Source organism: Streptomyces canus 299MFChir4.1 (genome assembly GCF_000383615.1).
Lineage (GTDB): Bacteria > Actinomycetota > Actinomycetes > Streptomycetales > Streptomycetaceae > Streptomyces > Streptomyces canus_C.
This window is the reverse complement of the sequence record NZ_KB911590.1, coordinates 109,652-125,233: the sequence shown is the minus strand read 5'-3', so window position 1 is coordinate 125,233 and position 15,582 is coordinate 109,652. Positions and strand designations below refer to the sequence as shown.

Annotated in this window: 17 protein-coding genes; 6 read left to right on the top strand and 11 right to left on the bottom strand. The window is 72.3% G+C overall.

Annotated features, from left to right (window positions below; translation table 11 throughout):
- Positions 1 to 34: 34 nt before the first annotated feature.
- Genes H293_RS0121790 through H293_RS0121765 form a run of 6 tightly spaced genes read left to right on the top strand, consistent with a single transcriptional unit; the run spans position 35 to position 6,704 of the window.
- Positions 35 to 1,276, top strand: a complete 1,242-nt coding sequence (locus H293_RS0121790) for an ADP-ribosylglycohydrolase family protein (protein ID WP_078612640.1) — start codon at positions 35 to 37, stop codon at positions 1,274 to 1,276.
- 8 nt (positions 1,277 to 1,284) lie between these two features.
- The gene (locus H293_RS0121785) at positions 1,285 to 2,451 is read left to right on the top strand and encodes an ADP-ribosylglycohydrolase family protein (RefSeq protein WP_020119962.1); all 1,167 of its coding nucleotides are present in this window, start codon (positions 1,285 to 1,287) and stop codon (positions 2,449 to 2,451) included.
- A complete protein-coding gene (locus H293_RS0121780; RefSeq protein ID WP_020119961.1) occupies positions 2,439 to 3,797 on the top strand; it encodes an ADP-ribosylglycohydrolase family protein in 1,359 nt (452 codons plus the stop codon). The genes H293_RS0121785 and H293_RS0121780 overlap by 13 nt, the downstream gene beginning before the upstream one ends.
- Positions 3,794 to 4,687, top strand: a complete 894-nt coding sequence (gene rbsK / locus H293_RS0121775) for a ribokinase (RefSeq protein WP_020119960.1) — start codon at positions 3,794 to 3,796, stop codon at positions 4,685 to 4,687. The genes H293_RS0121780 and rbsK overlap by 4 nt, the downstream gene beginning before the upstream one ends.
- Positions 4,684 to 5,874, top strand: a complete 1,191-nt coding sequence (locus H293_RS0121770; protein WP_020119959.1) for a CaiB/BaiF CoA transferase family protein — start codon at positions 4,684 to 4,686, stop codon at positions 5,872 to 5,874. Before rbsK ends, H293_RS0121770 begins: the two co-directional genes overlap by 4 nt.
- Positions 5,871 to 6,704 (top strand): HpcH/HpaI aldolase/citrate lyase family protein, encoded by an 834-nt coding sequence (locus tag H293_RS0121765; protein WP_020119958.1) that lies wholly within the window; start codon positions 5,871 to 5,873, stop codon positions 6,702 to 6,704. Before H293_RS0121770 ends, H293_RS0121765 begins: the two co-directional genes overlap by 4 nt.
- A gap of 57 nt (positions 6,705 to 6,761) precedes the next feature.
- Here the strand turns inward: H293_RS0121765 and lgt are convergent, their stop codons facing one another.
- The 11 genes from lgt to hisI all read right to left on the bottom strand — a co-directional run bounded on the left by lgt (position 6,762) and on the right by hisI (position 15,549).
- Positions 6,762 to 7,712 carry a prolipoprotein diacylglyceryl transferase gene (gene lgt / locus H293_RS0121760; RefSeq protein WP_033415560.1) on the bottom strand — a complete coding sequence of 317 codons (951 nt, stop codon included), beginning with the start codon at positions 7,710 to 7,712 and terminating at the stop codon, positions 6,762 to 6,764.
- 103 nt (positions 7,713 to 7,815) lie between these two features.
- Positions 7,816 to 8,598 carry a DsbA family protein gene (locus tag H293_RS0121755; protein ID WP_020119956.1) on the bottom strand — a complete coding sequence of 261 codons (783 nt, stop codon included), beginning with the start codon at positions 8,596 to 8,598 and terminating at the stop codon, positions 7,816 to 7,818.
- A 104-nt stretch (positions 8,599 to 8,702) separates the two neighbouring features.
- The gene (gene trpA, locus H293_RS0121750) at positions 8,703 to 9,521 is read right to left on the bottom strand and encodes a tryptophan synthase subunit alpha (RefSeq protein ID WP_020119955.1); all 819 of its coding nucleotides are present in this window, start codon (positions 9,519 to 9,521) and stop codon (positions 8,703 to 8,705) included.
- Positions 9,518 to 10,804 (bottom strand): tryptophan synthase subunit beta, encoded by a 1,287-nt coding sequence (gene trpB, locus H293_RS0121745; RefSeq protein ID WP_020119954.1) that lies wholly within the window; start codon positions 10,802 to 10,804, stop codon positions 9,518 to 9,520. The genes trpA and trpB overlap by 4 nt, the downstream gene beginning before the upstream one ends.
- Before the next feature lie 132 nt (positions 10,805 to 10,936).
- On the bottom strand, positions 10,937 to 11,092 hold the full coding sequence (gene trpM, locus H293_RS61680) for a tryptophan biosynthesis modulator TrpM (RefSeq protein WP_389112687.1): 156 nt from the start codon (positions 11,090 to 11,092) through the stop codon (positions 10,937 to 10,939).
- A gap of 33 nt (positions 11,093 to 11,125) precedes the next feature.
- Positions 11,126 to 11,935: an indole-3-glycerol phosphate synthase TrpC gene (trpC, locus tag H293_RS0121740; protein WP_020119953.1), complete on the bottom strand. Its 810-nt coding sequence runs from the start codon at positions 11,933 to 11,935 to the stop codon at positions 11,126 to 11,128.
- Between the two features lie 138 nt (positions 11,936 to 12,073).
- Positions 12,074 to 12,514, bottom strand: a complete 441-nt coding sequence (locus H293_RS0121735; RefSeq protein WP_020119952.1) for a DUF2752 domain-containing protein — start codon at positions 12,512 to 12,514, stop codon at positions 12,074 to 12,076.
- A gap of 79 nt (positions 12,515 to 12,593) precedes the next feature.
- Complete coding sequence (locus H293_RS0121730; protein ID WP_020119951.1) at positions 12,594 to 12,842, bottom strand: HGxxPAAW family protein; 249 nt, start codon at positions 12,840 to 12,842, stop codon at positions 12,594 to 12,596.
- Positions 12,843 to 12,950: 108 nt separating this feature from the next.
- Positions 12,951 to 13,589, bottom strand: coding sequence for a TIGR02234 family membrane protein (locus tag H293_RS0121725; protein WP_020119950.1), 639 nt, complete (start codon positions 13,587 to 13,589; stop codon positions 12,951 to 12,953).
- Between the two features lie 71 nt (positions 13,590 to 13,660).
- A complete protein-coding gene (locus H293_RS0121720; RefSeq protein WP_020119949.1) occupies positions 13,661 to 15,139 on the bottom strand; it encodes an anthranilate synthase component I in 1,479 nt (492 codons plus the stop codon).
- An 11-nt stretch (positions 15,140 to 15,150) separates the two neighbouring features.
- On the bottom strand, positions 15,151 to 15,549 hold the full coding sequence (hisI, locus tag H293_RS0121715; protein ID WP_020119948.1) for a phosphoribosyl-AMP cyclohydrolase: 399 nt from the start codon (positions 15,547 to 15,549) through the stop codon (positions 15,151 to 15,153).
- Between the last annotated feature and the right edge of the window lie 33 nt (positions 15,550 to 15,582).

The following is a 15,582-nucleotide window of genomic DNA, read 5'->3' as shown; positions in this document are numbered from 1 at the left end:
GCCGCCGGGGCCGTGGGGCGAGACCACGTCGGGCATGCAAAGGCCGCTCGAACCCGCGGCCGCCGACGGCGAAATCGCCCCAGGGGGGCCACCGGCACCCGACGACGAAAGGTGCACAGGTAGTGCGGGGGGGAACACAAGGGCCGAAGGCGAAGCCGAGGCCGGTCAAAGGGTCACCGGCCTCCTCCTGGGCCTGGCCGCAGGCGACGCCGCCGGCTGGCCCGCGGCCCGCCACAGAGCCGCCCGCATGCCCGAGTGGACCCGCCGCCTCACCCGCGAACTGGACACCTTCGCCGAACAGAACGCCACCACCACCCTCCCCGTCCCCATCGCCCTGAACCAACCCCCCGAACCCCTCCGCCTCGGCCCCTCCGACGACGCCGAATGGGCGGCCTTCACCGCGGAGGCCCTCCTCAGGGCAGGCGACGACACCGCCCTGGGCGACCGGACGCGACACCGCCGTACGAGAGCCGCCATCGACCTCGCGTGGAACGCCCTCGCCGCCGAAGTGGCCGCCGCGGCGGACCGCGCCCCCGAGATCGAGTCCGCCGTCCTCCCCCTCCGCGCCCGCATCTCCGTGAGAGCGGGACTGGGCAACCTCGCCACCGGCCTGCGCCCACCCGCCACCGGCCACGACAACCCCCACTACTTCGACGACGCGGCCTGCGTCAGGGCCTGCGTCCTCGCCGTCTCCCACCCCGGCGACCCCCGACTCGCCGCGGACCTCGCCGAGTTCGACGCCCGTTACACCCAGGACGGAGACGGGGTGCACGGAGCGAGGGCGATGGCCTCGGCCGTCTCCCTGGCGCTGACCGGCGCCCCCGTCGAAGCCTGTGTGACAGCCGCCCTCACCGAACTCCCCGAGGAGACGGAGATCGGCCGCAACGCCCGTCACGCCCTGTACCTGGCCCGGACCGCCGGCCCCGCCTTCGCCCTGATCCCCGCCCTGGAACACGAGATCGTCGACCACGTCTACAGCTACGGCATCGCGGCCGCCGAAACCGTCCCCGTGGCCCTCGCCCTGGCCACCGCGGCGCAGGGCCGCATCGCCGAGGCGATCCCCGCGGCAGCCTGTCTCTCCCGGGTCGCCGACTCGGCCCCGGCCCTGGTGGGTGCCCTGACCGGCGCACTCGGCGGGGCCGGCGCGATCCCCGCCACCTGGCGGGACACCTGCCGCACCCTCTCCGGCTGCGCCCTCCCCCGTCTCACCGGCACGGACCTCGTGGAACTCGCCGAACTCCTGGAAGCCGCACAACCGCCTCTCCCAGGAGGATGATTCCGGGCATGACGCCCAAAAACACAGAAAGCAGCCTTGAGGACCGGATCGCCGGAGCCCTCGTGGGCGCGGCGGTGGGCGACGCCCTCGGCGGCCCCGTCGAGGGCTACTCCCCCGACCAGATCCTCGAACGCCACGCAGGCCGCGTCCACGGCATCGTCGGCCCCTGGAACGGCGACGCCTGGCGCACCGCCCGCCCCATCGCCCCGTACCACAAGGGCGACGGCCACGTCACCGACGACACCTTGATGACCCACGCGCTGATCCGCGTCTACGACCGGGTCAAAGACCATCTCGACGCCTACGCGATCGCCGACCACCTGGTCCCCGACCTGATGACGAACCCGCGCTGGATCCCGGAACTGGAGGCGGAGGCCCTCCCCCTGCACCGCATCTTCCTCGCGGAGAAGTGGCTGGTCACACGCCTCCACTACGGCCACATCGACCCCCGCGAGGCAGGAGTGGGCAACATCGTCAACTGTGGCGCGGCGATGTACATGGCCCCGGTCGGCCTGGTCAACGCGGCCGACCCGCGGGCCGCCTACGCCGAGGCCCTGGACATCGCGGGCGCCCACCAGTCGTCGTACGGCCGGGAGGCGGCGGGAGTCTTCGCGGCGGCGGTGGCGGCGGCGGCCGCACCGGGAGCGACACCGGACTCCGTGGTGACGGCCTGTCTGTCGCTGGCGAAGGACGGCACCCGTACGGCGATCGAGCAGGTCTGCGAAGTGGCCGCCCGCCACACGGACTTCGAGTCGGCCCTACGACCCCTGCGGGACGCCGTGGCTCCCTACGACACGGTCGGCCCCGACTACCGCGCCCCCTCCCTCGGCGCACGCCGCCCCTCCCGCCTCCACGCGATCGAGGAACTTCCCGTCGCGCTCGGGATGTTGGTGGTGGCCGGGGGCGACTACCGGCAGGCCGTTCTCGGCGCGGTGAACTACGGCAGGGACTGCGACTCGATCGCCACGATGGCGGGCGCCCTGTCGGGCGCAATGGGCTTCCCGGTCCCGGACGACTGGTCGAAAACGGTCTCGGAGGCGAGCCGTCTGGACCTGTGGGAACCGGCGACGACGCTGACCGCCGTGACCCGGGACATCTTCGAGAAGAACGTGGCCCGCCGCAGGGCCCACGAGGCGGCCTTCGCGGAACTCGGAGGCCCGAGATGCTCCGACTGACCTGGGTGCAACCGGAGGACCTGATCGGCCACGAGCTCCGCCAGGCGGCCCAGGACGGCAGGGAGCCGTCGGCGATCGCGGCGCGATGGCGAGCGGCCGGAGGCGGACAGGCGCCGACCCGAGCGGGCGCCTCGGCGGAGCCCACGTCCCGGTATCTGCGGCAGCTCGCGGAGGACCTGCTGGACGAACTCGCGGATCTACCGAGCGCGTGGGCGGAAGACGAACCCACCGACCTCGCGAGGATCAAGGCCCGCTGCCGTGCATGGCCGGCGCCCACCGCCACGGCCCCCCTCACCGAGGCCCGCCTGGAGGCGGCCTGGCTGGGCCGGGCCGTGGGCTGCCTCCTGGGCAAACCCGTGGAGAAACTCCCCCTCGAAGCCATCCGCGCACTCGCCCGATCCACCGGCAACTGGCCCCTGAACACCTACTTCACGGCCAAGGGCGTCCCCGCCGAACTCCTCGCCGCCCATCCCTGGAACCGCCGCTCCGCGGCGACCTCCCTCGCCGAGAACATCGACGGCATGCCCGAGGACGACGACCTCAACTACCCCTTGCTGAACCTCCTGTTGCTCCAGCGCCACGGCAAGCACTTCACCACCACGGACGTGGCGAAGCTCTGGCTCGACGAACTCCCCGCCGGCCGCACCTTCACCGCCGAACGCATCGCCTACCGCAACCTCCTCCAGGGCCTGGAGCCTCCCCGAACGGCCCGCCACCGCAACCCCTTCCGCGAGTGGATCGGTGCCCTGATCCGCGCGGACGTCCACGGCTGGACCAACCCCGGCGACCCCGCGGCCGCAGCCGAACAGGCCCACCGGGACGCCACCCTCACCCACACGGCGAACGGCGTCTACGCGGCGATGTTCACGGCCGCCGTGATCGCCCAGGCGGCGGCGACCCCCGACATCCACACCTGCCTGCGCACCGGCCTCAGCGTGATCCCCCCGAACTCCCGCCTCACCAGGGCCATCACCCACGCCGTCCAACTGGCCGAGACACACGACGACTTCGACACGGTCGTGGACGAACTCCACGCCACCCACGGCGCGACCCACCACTGGGTCCACGCCGTCCCCAACACCGCGCTGATCGCCGCCGCCCTCACCCACGCGAACGGCGACTTCACCGGTTCCCTCTGCAAGGCGGTCAGCGGCGGCTGGGACACCGACTCCAACGGCGCGACAGCGGGAAGCATCGCCGGCCTCCGCTGCGGCGCCCCGGAAAACCTCCCCGACCGCTGGACCACCCCCCTGAAGAACCGCCTGGCCACCTCCGTCGCCGACTTCAACGGCACGGGCTTCGACACCCTGGCCCACCTCACCCACCGGGAGACTGCTCGCCCATGACCCACATCGCCGTGCTCGGCAGCACGAACATGGACCTGGTCGTCTACGTCGACAAGGCACCCCGGCGCGGAGAGACCGTCACCGGCAGGGAGTTCCGCACGATCCCCGGCGGCAAGGGCGCCAACCAGGCCGTCGCCGCGGCCCGCTCCGGCGCCACCGTCTCGATCATCGGCGCGGTCGGCAACGACGGCTTCGGCACCCGGCTGCGCTCCACCCTGGAACACTCCGGCGTCACCACCGACCACCTGCGCACCGTCGAGGGCCCTTCCGGCACCGCGCACATCGTCGTGGACGACGAGGGCGGCAACGCCATCGTCGTCATCCCCGGCGCGAACGGCACCGTCGACCACCTCGTCCCCGGCGACGAGGGCCTGATCGCCTCCGCCGACGCCCTGCTCCTCCAGTTGGAGATCCCCCTGGCAGCGGTCCTCGCGGGCGCGCAGACGGCCCGCGCCCACGGTGTCCGTACGATCCTCACCCCCGCCCCGGTCCAGGACCTGCCGCCCGAACTCCTCGACGCCACCGACCTGTTGGTCCCCAACGAGCACGAGGCGGCCACTCTCACCGGCCTCGCCGACCCGTTCGCCGCTGGTGCCGCCCTCCTCGACCGGGTCCCGCGCGTGGTGATCACCCTGGGCGCGGCCGGCAGCCTGTATCTGACCCGGGACGCCGAACCCCTCGCCGTCCCCGCCCCGCGGGTCACCGCGGTGGACTCCACGGGGGCGGGCGACACCTTCGTGGGCGCGCTCGCCGTCGCCCTCGGTGAGGAACGGCCGATGCGTGAGGCCATGACCTGGGCCGCCGCGGCGGCCGCGCTGTCCGTCCAGCGGGAAGGCGCCTCGGCGTCCATGCCCTACCGCTCCGAGATCGAGGCCCGGTACCCGTCATGACCGAGACCCCCCTCCAAGGCCTGCGCGTGCTCGACACGGCCACCCTCTTCGCCGGCCCTCTCGCCGCCACCCTGCTCGGCGACTTCGGCGCGGAGGTCGTCAAGATCGAGCACCCCACGAAACCGGACCCCTCCCGCGGCCACGGCCCCTCGAAGGACGGCATCGGCCTGTGGTGGAAGGTCCTGGGCCGCAACAAGCGCACGATCACCCTGGACCTGTCCAAGCCGGGCGGCCGGACCACCTTCCTCAGGCTGGCCGCCTCAGCGGACGTGGTCGTCGAGAACTTCCGCCCCGGCACCCTGGAGAAGTGGGACCTCGGCTGGTCCGAGCTGTCCGCCGTCAACCCCCGCCTGGTCCTCACCCGCGTCACCGGCTTCGGCCAGTTCGGCCCCTACGCCCACCGCCCCGGCTTCGGCACCCTCGCCGAGGCGATGAGCGGCTTCGCGGCGATCACCGGCGAACCCGACGCGCCCCCGGTCCTGCCGCCCTTCGGCCTGGCCGACTCGATCGCGGGCCTGGCCACGGCGTACGCGGTGATGACGGCGCTCGCGGCCCGGGACCGCACGGGCGAGGGCCAGGTCGTCGACATGGCGCTCATCGAGCCGATCCTGACGGTCCTCGGCCCCCAGCCGACCTGGTACGACCAACTCGGTCACGTCCAGGAGCGCACCGGCAACCGCTCCGCCAACAACGCCCCGCGCAACACCTACCGCACGGCCGACGGGACCTGGGTCGCCGTCTCCACCTCGGCCCAGTCGATCGCGGAACGCGTGATGCACCTGGTGGGGCGCCCGGAGCTGATCGACGAACCGTGGTTCGCGACGGGCGCCGAGCGGGCCGCCCACGCCGACGTCCTCGACGCGGCGGTCGGCTCCTGGATCGCCCGACGCAGCCGCGCCGACGTCCTCGCGGCCTTCGAGAAGGCGGAGGCGGCGGTCGCCCCGATCCAGGACGTCCGGGACGTGCTGGCCGACCCGCAGTACCAGGCGCTCGACACCGTCACCACCGTCGACGACCCGGACCTCGGCCCCCTGCGCATGCAGAACGTCCTCTTCCGGCTCTCCTCGACGCCGGGCGCGATCCGCTGGGCGGGCCGCCCGCACGGTGCGGACACGGACGAGATCCTGCGGGAACTGGGCCTGACCGAGGCCGAGTTGACGGCCCTGCGCACGGAGGGCGCCCTGTGAGGCCGTACCCTCTGACCTGGCTCTACGTCCCCGGCGACCGCCCGGAGACCGTCACCAAGGCCCTCGTGGCCGGCGCCGACGTCGTGGTCGTCGACCTGGAGGACGCGGTCGCCCCCGACCGCAAGCGGTACGCCCGTGAGGCGACCGCCGAACGTCTCAGCGACCCCCAGCCGGTCCCGGTCCACGTCCGGGTGAACGCCCTCGACGGCCCCCTGGCGGCAGCGGACCTGGCAGCGCTCGCCCCGCTCCCTGGCGTCTGCGGTCTCCGCCTGCCCAAGGTCACCTCCCCCGCCCAGATCACCCGCGTCGCGCGGAGGACGGCCCGGACCGAAGGAGGCGGCGCCCCACCCCTGTACGCCCTCCTGGAATCAGCCCTGGGCATCGAGCGTGCCCACGCCATCGCCACCGCCCACCCGAGTCTGCGGGGCATCGCCCTCGGCGAGGCCGACCTACGCGCCGACCTGGGCGTCCGACACGACCGGGGCCTGGACTGGTCCCGCTCCCGGGTGGTCGTGGCGGCGCGAGCGGCGGCGCTTCCTCCCCCGTCCCAGTCGGTCCACCCCGACACCCGGGACCTGGAGGGCCTGCGGACGTCCTGCGCCCATGGCCGTGCTCTGGGCTTCCTGGGCCGGGCAGCCGTCCATCCCCGCCAACTCCCGGTGATCGAGCGCGCGTTCCTCCCCACGGCGGAGGAGATCGAGCAGGCGGAAACGATCCTCAAGGCGGCGGAGGCCCACCAGGGAGCCCAGGCCCTCGCGGACGGTACGTTCATCGACGCGGCGGTGGTGACCCAGGCGCACCGGACCCTCTCCCTCGCCGAGCGCGCCTGACATACGAGGAGGGCGCCCCGACAGCTCGGGGCGCCCTCCGCTACGTACGACCGGCCGTCAGGTCTTCTTCGCCGACCCGGCCTCGTCGGACACCTCGGCGGTGTCGGTCTCGGCGGCGGGCCCGGTCTTCTCGTCGCTCTCGGCAGCGTCCCCGGGCTCGGTCTCGCGGCCGGACTCGGTCTCGTCGTCGGTGGCACCAGGCTCGACGGTTTCCTCGCGTCCGGGTCGCTTGTCCGCCGACACCACGATGTATGTCACCGCGAGCAGGAACACGATGATCGCGGTCCAGACGTTGAGCCGGAGTCCGAGGATGTGGTGGGCGTCATCGATGCGCATGTACTCGATCCAGCCGCGCCCCGTGCAGTACGCGGCGACGTACAGCGCGAACGCCCGTCCGTGTCCGAGCGTGAAGCGGCGGTCGGCCCAGATGACGAGGAGCGCGACACCGATGCACCACAGCGACTCGTAGAGGAAGGTCGGGTGGTAGTAGCCCGGTACCCGGCCGTCCGTGGAGGACGTGATGTGCAGGGCCCACGGCAGGTCGGTCGGCTTGCCGTACAGCTCCTGGTTGAACCAGTTGCCCCAGCGTCCGATGGCCTGCGCGAGGGCGATACCGGGGGCGATGGCGTCGGCGTAGGCCGGCAGCGGGATGCCCCGGCGGCGGCAGCCGATCCAGGCGCCCACCGCACCGAGCGCGATCGCGCCCCAGATGCCGAGGCCGCCCTCCCAGACCTTGAAGGCGTCCACCCAGTCACGGCCCTCGCTGAAGTACAGCTCGTAGTCCGTGATCACGTGGTAGAGGCGGCCGCCGAGCAGTCCGAACGGCACGGCCCAGACCGCGATGTCGGCCACCGTGCCGGCCCGCCCGCCCCGGGCGATCCAGCGCTTGTTGCCGAGCCAGACGGCAACGAAGACGCCGATGATGATGCAGAACGCATAGCCACGCAGCGGGATGGGACCGAGGTGGATCACCCCGCGCGACGGGCTGGGAATGTAGGCAAGTTCCATGGCAGGGTCGACGCTACCCTGCCGGGCCGGGCCCACGGCAGGCGGCCCGGCAACGGGTCCATAACAGGCGGGTGAGAGAAGGCGGCCGCCGCCTTACCCGCCGTCACCCCTTGTTGGCGGCCTCCACCTGCTGCTTCAGCTTCGCCGGGGTCATCGTGCGGTCCTGGTAGATGTTCTTGCCGTCGAGCAGCACGGTCGGGGTGCCGGAGAAGCCGCCGTTGCGGAAGGCGGCCGCGGATTTCTCCACCCAGCTGTTGTGGGTGCCCTTCTCGACACAGGTGCGGAACGCGGGCGTGTCGAGGCCGTCGACCTTCTTCGCCAGGTCGAGCAGCTTCTCGTTCTCGGCGTAGTCGTCGCTGGTCTCGTCGGGCTGGTTCTCGTACAGCACGTCGTGGTACCCCGGGAACTTCCCGGCGTCCTGGGCGCAGGCCGCCGCGTTGGCCGCGTTGCGGGAGCCGGTGCCGCCCATGTTGCCGTCGATGATCGTCGCCAGGTGGTACTCGACCTTGAGCTTCCCGGATCCGGTGAGCTCGTGGACGGTCGGGCGGTACGCCGTCTCGAAGGCCTTGCAGGCCGGGCAGCGGAAGTCCTCCCAGACGACCAGCGTCGACCTGGCGCCCTCCTTGCCGACCGGGATGGCGAGACTGTCCTGGCCCTTGGCCCCCGAGGGCGCCACGACCGGGCCCGCGGAGTCCTTGTCCTTGTCCTTGTCCTTGCCTGCGTTGGCCGCGACGACGCCGATCACCGCCGCGAGCCCGAGGACGCACACCACACTCGCGCCCACGATCAGCACCCGGCGCCGCTTCTCCGCGGACTTCTGCTTCGCGCGCTCCTCCGCCAGCCGCTCCCGGGCGGTGCGCTTTCCCTCACGGTTCTTCTCGCTCACACCCGCAGAACGAACCGGGGAGGCGCACCGCGCCTCCCCGGCCCCAGGTCCACCCGTTCGAGTGAGCGGATCTCCCGTCACGCCGTGACGGGCGTACGGCGGGCCTACGCCTGTCGGCGCACGCCCTTCGCCAGCTCGCCCGCGAGGGCGCGGACGCCCTCGATGCCGGCCTTGTCGTCCGGTGCGTCCAGCATCCGCTTCACGAAGGCCGAGCCGACGATCACGCCGTCGGCGAAGCCGGCCACCTCGGCGGCCTGTCGGGCGTTGGAGACACCGAGCCCGACGCAGACGGGCAGACCGGCCCCGGCGGCCCGGGTGCGCTCGACCAGGTCCTGGGCCTGCGCCCCGACCGACTCACGCGTGCCCGTGACGCCCATCAGTGAGGCGGCGTACACGAACCCGCTGCCGGCCGCGGTGATCTCGGCGAGCCGCGCGGCCTTGCTGCTGGGCGCGACCACGAAGACCGTGGCGAGCCCCTGCTTCTCGGCGTGCTGCCTCCACAGGGCCGACTCCTGCACGGGCAGGTCGGGCAGGATGCAGCCCGCGCCGCCCGCCTCGGCGAGTTCGGCGGTGAAGCGCTCGACGCCGTAGCGGTCGATGGGGTTCCAGTACGTCATGACGAGCACCGGCTTCCCGGTGGCCTCGTAGGTCTCCTTGACCGTCCGCATGACGTCGGCGATCTTGACGCCACCGCGCAGGGCGATGTCGTCGGCGGTCTGGATGACGGGGCCGTCGAGGACGGGGTCGCTGTGCGGCAGACCGACCTCGACGACGTCCGCGCCGCCCTCGAAGGCGGCCTTGATCGCCTCGATGCCGCCGTCCACGGTCGGGAACCCGGCCGGGAGGTAGGCGATGAGCGCGGACCGGCCCTCGGCCCTGGCAGCGGCGAGGGTGTCGGACAGCAGTTGAATGTTCCCGCTCACTTCGCGTCCCCCTCGATCTCCGCGCCGGTGCCGGCCTCGTCCGCTGCGACGGCCGCGTCGGTCTCGTACAGGCCGAAGTAGCGTGCGGCCGTGTCCATGTCCTTGTCACCGCGCCCGGACAGGTTGACGACGATCAGCCCGTCCTTGCCGAGTTCCCTGCCGACCTCCAGGGCGCCGGCCAGTGCGTGGGCGCTCTCGATGGCCGGGATGATGCCCTCGGTGCGCGACAGCAGGCGCAGCGCCTGCATGGCCGCGTCGTCGGTGACCGCGCGGTACTCGCCGCGGCCGGAGTCCTTGAGGTAGGAGTGCTCGGGGCCGATGCCCGGGTAGTCCAGACCGGCCGAGATGGAGTACGGCTCGGTGATCTGGCCCTCCTCGTCCTGGAGGACATAGGAGCGGGAGCCGTGCAGGATGCCGGGCTCGCCCGCGGTGAGGGTCGCCGCGTGCTCGCCGGTCTCCACCCCGTGCCCGGCGGGCTCGCAGCCGATGAGGCGTACGCCGGTGTCCGGGATGAAGGCGTGGAACAGGCCGATGGCGTTGGAGCCGCCGCCGACGCAGGCGATGGCCGCGTCGGGCAGCCGTCCTGCGCGCTCCAGGAGCTGGCGGCGGGCCTCGACGCCGATGACCCGGTGGAAGTCGCGGACCATGGCCGGGAAGGGGTGCGGTCCCGCGACCGTGCCGAACAGGTAGTGGGTGCGGTCGACGTTGGCGACCCAGTCGCGGAAGGCCTCGTTGATGGCGTCCTTCAGCGTGCGGCTGCCGGACTTCACGGCGATGACCTCGGCGCCGAGCATGCGCATCCGGGCCACGTTGAGGGCCTGGCGCTGGGTGTCGATCTCGCCCATGTAGATGGTGCACTCGAGGCCGAAGAGCGCGCAGGCGGTGGCCGTGGCGACGCCGTGCTGGCCGGCGCCGGTCTCCGCGATCACCCGGGTCTTGCCCATGCGCTTGGTCAGCAGGGCCTGGCCGAGCACGTTGTTGATCTTGTGGGAGCCGGTGTGGTTGAGGTCTTCCCGCTTCAGGAAGACCGTGGCGCCACCGGCGTGCTCGGCGAACCTCGGCACCTCGGTGAGCGCGGAGGGGCGGCCCGTGTAGTTCACGAGCAGGTCGTCGAGCTCACGGGCGAACTCGGGGTCGTGCTTGGCCTTGTCGTACTCGACGGCGACCTCGTCCACGGCGGCGACGAGGGCCTCCGGGATGAACTTGCCGCCATAGGCGCCGAAGTAGCCTTCGGCGCTGGGGACTTGACCCTCGGGGTCGGGGATGAAGAACTCGCTGGGCATGGCTGAACCTCACGGTGAGTCTGGGAAATACCTAATCGCCGTGGGAGCGGGGTGTGTAAGACGGCTGACGGCCGCCCGTGGCTTGTCGCGCTCGCGCGGCGGTAGCCGCACATCGAATACAGCCCCGCGCCCCTAAAGGGCGCGCTGCCATCGACGACCGTTTACCTGCCCAGGTTCGTCACCGATGACGTACCGCACCCGGCGACCGTGCACCCGGCGGGCCGGGGCGCGGCAGCCGCGGGGACGGCAACCGCGCGCGAGGCGCGCGTGCCGGTCCGCGGTGGTCATGGTGACAGTCATCGGGCCAACTCTAACCGGTGATCAGCCGCGCCCGTGCCGAAGTGCGGGATGCTCGCCCGCCGCCACCAGGTCCGCGACCGCCGTCTTCGGGTCCTTGCCGGTGACCAGGGACTCGCCCACCAGGACCGCGTCGGCGCCGGCGTTGGCGTAGGCGATCAGGTCGTGCGGGCCGCGGACGCCGGACTCGGCGATCTTGACCAGGTGGGCGGGGATCTCGGGGGCGACGCGCTCGAACGTGCCGCGGTCGACCTCAAGGGTCTTGAGATTACGCGCGTTGACGCCGATGATCTTCGCTCCGGCGTCCACCGCGCGCTCGACCTCGTCCTCGTCGTGCACCTCGACGAGCGGGGTGAGCCCGATGGACTCGGCGCGCTCGATCAGGGACTCCAGGGCGGGCTGCTCCAGGGCCGCGACAATGAGCAGCGCGAGGTCGGCGCCGTAGGCACGGGCCTCCCAGAGCTGGTACGACGTGACGATGAAGTCCTTGCGCAGGACCGGGATGTCCACGCGCGCGCGGACGGCCTCCAGGTCGGCCAGCGAGCCGCCGAAGCGGCGCTGTTCGGTGAGGACGGAGATGACGGCCGCGCCGCCCGCCTCGTAGTCGGCGGCGAGGCCCGCCGGGTCGGCGATCGCGGCCAGCGCGCCCTTGGAGGGGCTGGAGCGCTTGACCTCGCAGATGACCTTGACGCCGTCGCCGCGCAGTGCGGCCACGCCGTCCTTGGCCGCGGGAGCCTTCGCCGCGCGTTCCTTGAGCTCGTCGAGGCTGACGCGCGCCTGCCGTTCCGCGAGGTCGGCACGGACTCCGTCGATGATCTCGTCGAGCACACTCACGCGAGCGGCCCCCTTCCAGACGGTTGACAGTTCCAGCGACCGATGAAAACAGGTGGTCACTGCGATGGTATCCGCAGGAGGGCGTAGCCCTCGCATCCGGTTGACGCCGGTCCCACTACCTGGACATTCGCCAGTTGATCAAGGATGAAGCCAGCCACCGAAGGGCAGGTTCCGGACAACTGTGAAGACCAGCAGCAATGTCCCCGCCGTCCACAGGTGCACCGGCCCCAGACCGAGCTTCAGCGGCCGGCCGCGGGCCGCGCGGACCACCCAGACGGTCCACAGCACGGCGAAGCCCAGATAGCCCAGCACGGCCGGCGCGTTGTCCTGGAGCGCTGCCAGGAAGTCCCCGTGGATGAAGGCGTGCGCGCTGCGCAGTCCGCCGCAGCCGGGGCAGTAGAGGCCGGTGATCCGGTAGAGCGGGCAGACCGGGTAGTGGCCGGGCTGGTTGGGGTCCACGGTCCCCACATACGCGAAGGCCCCGGCGACGGCCGCGAGGATGCCGCCCGGGACGGCGAGACGTCCCGCCAGGCCGGTCCGGGGCAGCACGCGCTGCGTTTCTGCGTTCACGTCCGGCATTGTCCCCCGCCCTCCCGTCGAACGCGTGAGGGGCGGCCCCGGCAGTTTCGCCGGGCCGCCCCTTCACGAGGTGCGTGTGTCAGCTCTTGGCGTCCGCCGACTCGGGCCGCGAGGTGGCGAGCGGCTTGTGGGTGTCCTTGGGCATGCCCATCCCCATGGCGCTCATGATCCAGCCGACGACCCCGCCGAGGACCACGATCGCCATACCGGCCCAGAAGCCCGCCGGCTGGGCCATCACCATGAAGGCGCCCGCGACACAGAAACCGATGAAGGCGATAGTGACACCGGTCCAGGCGGCCGGGGTGTGACCGTGGCTGCTGCCCGCCATTGCTTGCTCCTAGGTGCTGAGTACGTGACTGAGCCGAACGCTCGAAGGCCATTGTTCCGTACGCGGGGGAACGACGTGTCCGGGGGGCACCCGACGCGCCCCCCACCGCTACGCCCCAGTCGGGTCTTCCCCGCGATCGAGTGCCTTCCAGATGTCCTCGGGCCGATCGGGATCCACCACGGCCTTACGACGGACACGGGGCGCCCCGTCCCGCTCGTACCGTCCGGACATCGCGGGCCACAGCCGTCCGTACCGCAGCGCGAGCAGCCCGGCGAGCAGAATCAGCGCGCCGCCCACCACGGCGACGTACGGCCAGGCGGTGTGCGACAGCGAGGCGACCGTCGCCGAGGTGTCGCCGGAGGCCTTCGCCGCCTGCTCGTCCAGCGCGGACGAATCGCTCGCCCCGACCAGCGCCGCGGCGGCGATTCCCGCGCCGGAGAGCGCGAGCACCCCGGCGACCAGGAGACGGCCCGCCTTGCGGACGGCGAAGACGGCGACGAGCGCGGCGAGGCCCACTATGGCCAGGGCCGCGGGGACGCCCGTGACGTCACTGCCCTTGGCGGTCAGCGGGAAGGCGCCGCCCGCCACGGTCGCGGTGCCCTCCGCCCACTGCTGACGGGTGGCCAGCAGCGCCACGGCGGCGCCGAGCGCGCCGCCCAGCAGGGCGACGGCGAGACTCAGACGTCCGGCCCTGGCGGGTCCGGCGGCTTCGGAACGGGGATGCGGTACAGCAGTCACGTACCCCACTATCACCCGAACCCCGGGCGAACGGGCACCCGGGGCCCCGTGAGAAGCGCCCCATTCGGCGCCGAAGCCCCCTACTTGCCGAGCCGGTTCGCGGTGTGCACCGCCCGCAGGACGGCCGCGGCCTTGTTGCGGCACTCCGTGTCCTCGGCGACCGGGTCGGAGTCGGCGACGATGCCGGCACCGGCCTGGACGTAGGCCGTGCCGTCGCGCAGGAGGGCCGTGCGGATGGCGATCGCGGTGTCGGAGTCGCCCGCGAAGTCGAGGTAGCCGACGCAGCCACCGTACAACCCGCGCCGGGACGGCTCCAGTTCGTCGATGATCTGCATCGCGCGGGGCTTGGGGGCGCCGGAGAGGGTGCCCGCGGGGAAGCAGGCGGTCAGGACGTCGAAGGCGGTACGGCCCGGCGCGACCTTGCCGGTGACCGTGGAGACGATGTGCATCACGTGGGAGTACCGCTCGACGGACATGAAGTCGACCACCTCGACCGAGCCCGGCTCGCAGACGCGCCCCAGGTCGTTGCGGCCGAGGTCCACCAGCATCAGGTGCTCGGCGCGCTCCTTGGGGTCGGCGAGCAGTTCGTCGGCGAGGGCCTGGTCCTCCTGCGGAGTCGCCCCGCGCCACCGGGTGCCGGCGATGGGGTGCACCATGGCGTGCCCGTCCTCGACCTTGACCAGGGCCTCGGGGGACGAGCCCACGACGTCGAAGCCGTCGAAGCGGAACAGGTACATGTACGGGGAGGGGTTCGTGGCCCTCAGGACCCGGTAGACGTCCAGCGCGCTTGCCGTGCACGGTGTCTCGAAGCGCTGCGAGGGGACGACCTGGAAGGCCTCGCCGGCCCGGATGCGCTCCTTGATGTCCTCGACGGCCTCCTGGAAGTCGGGGCCGCCCCAGAGCGCGGAGTACTCGGGCAGCTCGGAGGGCGGGAGGACCGCCGGGGGCTGGGCCACCGCGCGGGACAGGTCCGCCTCCATGGCGTCCAGTCGGGCCACCGCGTCCGCGTGGGCCTCGTCGACACCGGTGTCGAGGTCGTTGTGGTTGATCGCGTTGGCGATCAGCAGGACCGAGCCCTCCCAGTGGTCCATGACGGCGAGGTCGCTGGTCAGGAGCATGGTCAGCTCGGGGAGCTTCAGGTCGTCGCGCTCGCCGGGCCCGATCTTCTCCAGCCGGCGGACGATGTCGTAGCCGAGGTAGCCGACCATGCCGCCGGTGAAGGGCGGCAGGCCCTCCTGGTGCGGGGTGTGCAGGGCCTCGATGGTGGCGCGCAGGGCGGCCAGCGGGTCGCCCTCGACGGGGACGCCGACCGGCGAGGTGCCGAGCCAGTGCGCCTGTCCGTCCCGCGCGGTCAGGGTCGCGGCCGAGCGCACGCCCACGAAGGAGTAGCGGGACCACGAGCGGCCGTTCTCCGCGGACTCCAGCAGGAAGGTGCCGGGGCGCTCGGCGGCGAGCTTGCGGTAGAGGGCGACCGGGGTGTCGCCGTCGGCCAGGAGCTTGCGCGTGACGGGGATGACACGGCGGTCGGTGGCCAGCTTGCGGAAGGTCTCGAGGTCCATGGCGGCTGACCTTACTGATCCGAGGCGGCGGGACCGGAATCAGCGCCGTCCTTGAGGAGCACGTCCTCGTCGAAGCAGGTCCTCGCGCCGGTGTGGCAGGCGGCGCCCACCTGGTCGACCTTGACCAGCACGGTGTCGGCGTCGCAGTCCAGGGCGACGGACTTGACCCACTGGAAGTGGCCGGAGGTGTCGCCCTTGACCCAGTACTCCCGGCGGCTGCGCGACCAGTAGGTGCAGCGGCCGGTGGTCAGCGTGCGGTGCAGCGCCTCGTCGTCCATCCAGCCGAGCATGAGCACCTCACCGGTGTCGTACTGCTGGGCGATGGCGGGGACGAGGCCGTCGGCGCTGCGCTTGAGGCGCGCGGCGATCTCGGGGTCGAGGCTGCTGCTGGGCAGGGGCGTGCTGGTCATGGGTGCCATTGTGCCGCGCGCCACTGACAGTGA

Bases quoted from the DNA above. Each gene is read 5' to 3' on its own strand.
- H293_RS0121790 (WP_078612640.1), top strand. From the start codon at position 35: ATGCAAAGGCCGCTCGAACCCGCGGCCGCCGACGGCGAAATCGCCCCA.
- H293_RS0121785 (WP_020119962.1), top strand. From the start codon at position 1,285: ATGACGCCCAAAAACACAGAAAGCAGCCTTGAGGACCGGATCGCCGGA.
- H293_RS0121780 (WP_020119961.1), top strand. From the start codon at position 2,439: ATGCTCCGACTGACCTGGGTGCAACCGGAGGACCTGATCGGCCACGAG.
- rbsK (WP_020119960.1), top strand. From the start codon at position 3,794: ATGACCCACATCGCCGTGCTCGGCAGCACGAACATGGACCTGGTCGTC.
- H293_RS0121770 (WP_020119959.1), top strand. From the start codon at position 4,684: ATGACCGAGACCCCCCTCCAAGGCCTGCGCGTGCTCGACACGGCCACC.
- lgt (WP_033415560.1), bottom strand. From the start codon at position 7,712: ATGGAACTTGCCTACATTCCCAGCCCGTCGCGCGGGGTGATCCACCTC.
- trpB (WP_020119954.1), bottom strand. From the start codon at position 10,804: ATGCCCAGCGAGTTCTTCATCCCCGACCCCGAGGGTCAAGTCCCCAGC.
- trpM (WP_389112687.1), bottom strand. From the start codon at position 11,092: ATGACCACCGCGGACCGGCACGCGCGCCTCGCGCGCGGTTGCCGTCCC.
- H293_RS0121735 (WP_020119952.1), bottom strand. From the start codon at position 12,514: ATGCCGGACGTGAACGCAGAAACGCAGCGCGTGCTGCCCCGGACCGGC.
- H293_RS0121730 (WP_020119951.1), bottom strand. From the start codon at position 12,842: ATGGCGGGCAGCAGCCACGGTCACACCCCGGCCGCCTGGACCGGTGTC.
- H293_RS0121720 (WP_020119949.1), bottom strand. From the start codon at position 15,139: ATGGACCTCGAGACCTTCCGCAAGCTGGCCACCGACCGCCGTGTCATC.
- hisI (WP_020119948.1), bottom strand. From the start codon at position 15,549: ATGACCAGCACGCCCCTGCCCAGCAGCAGCCTCGACCCCGAGATCGCC.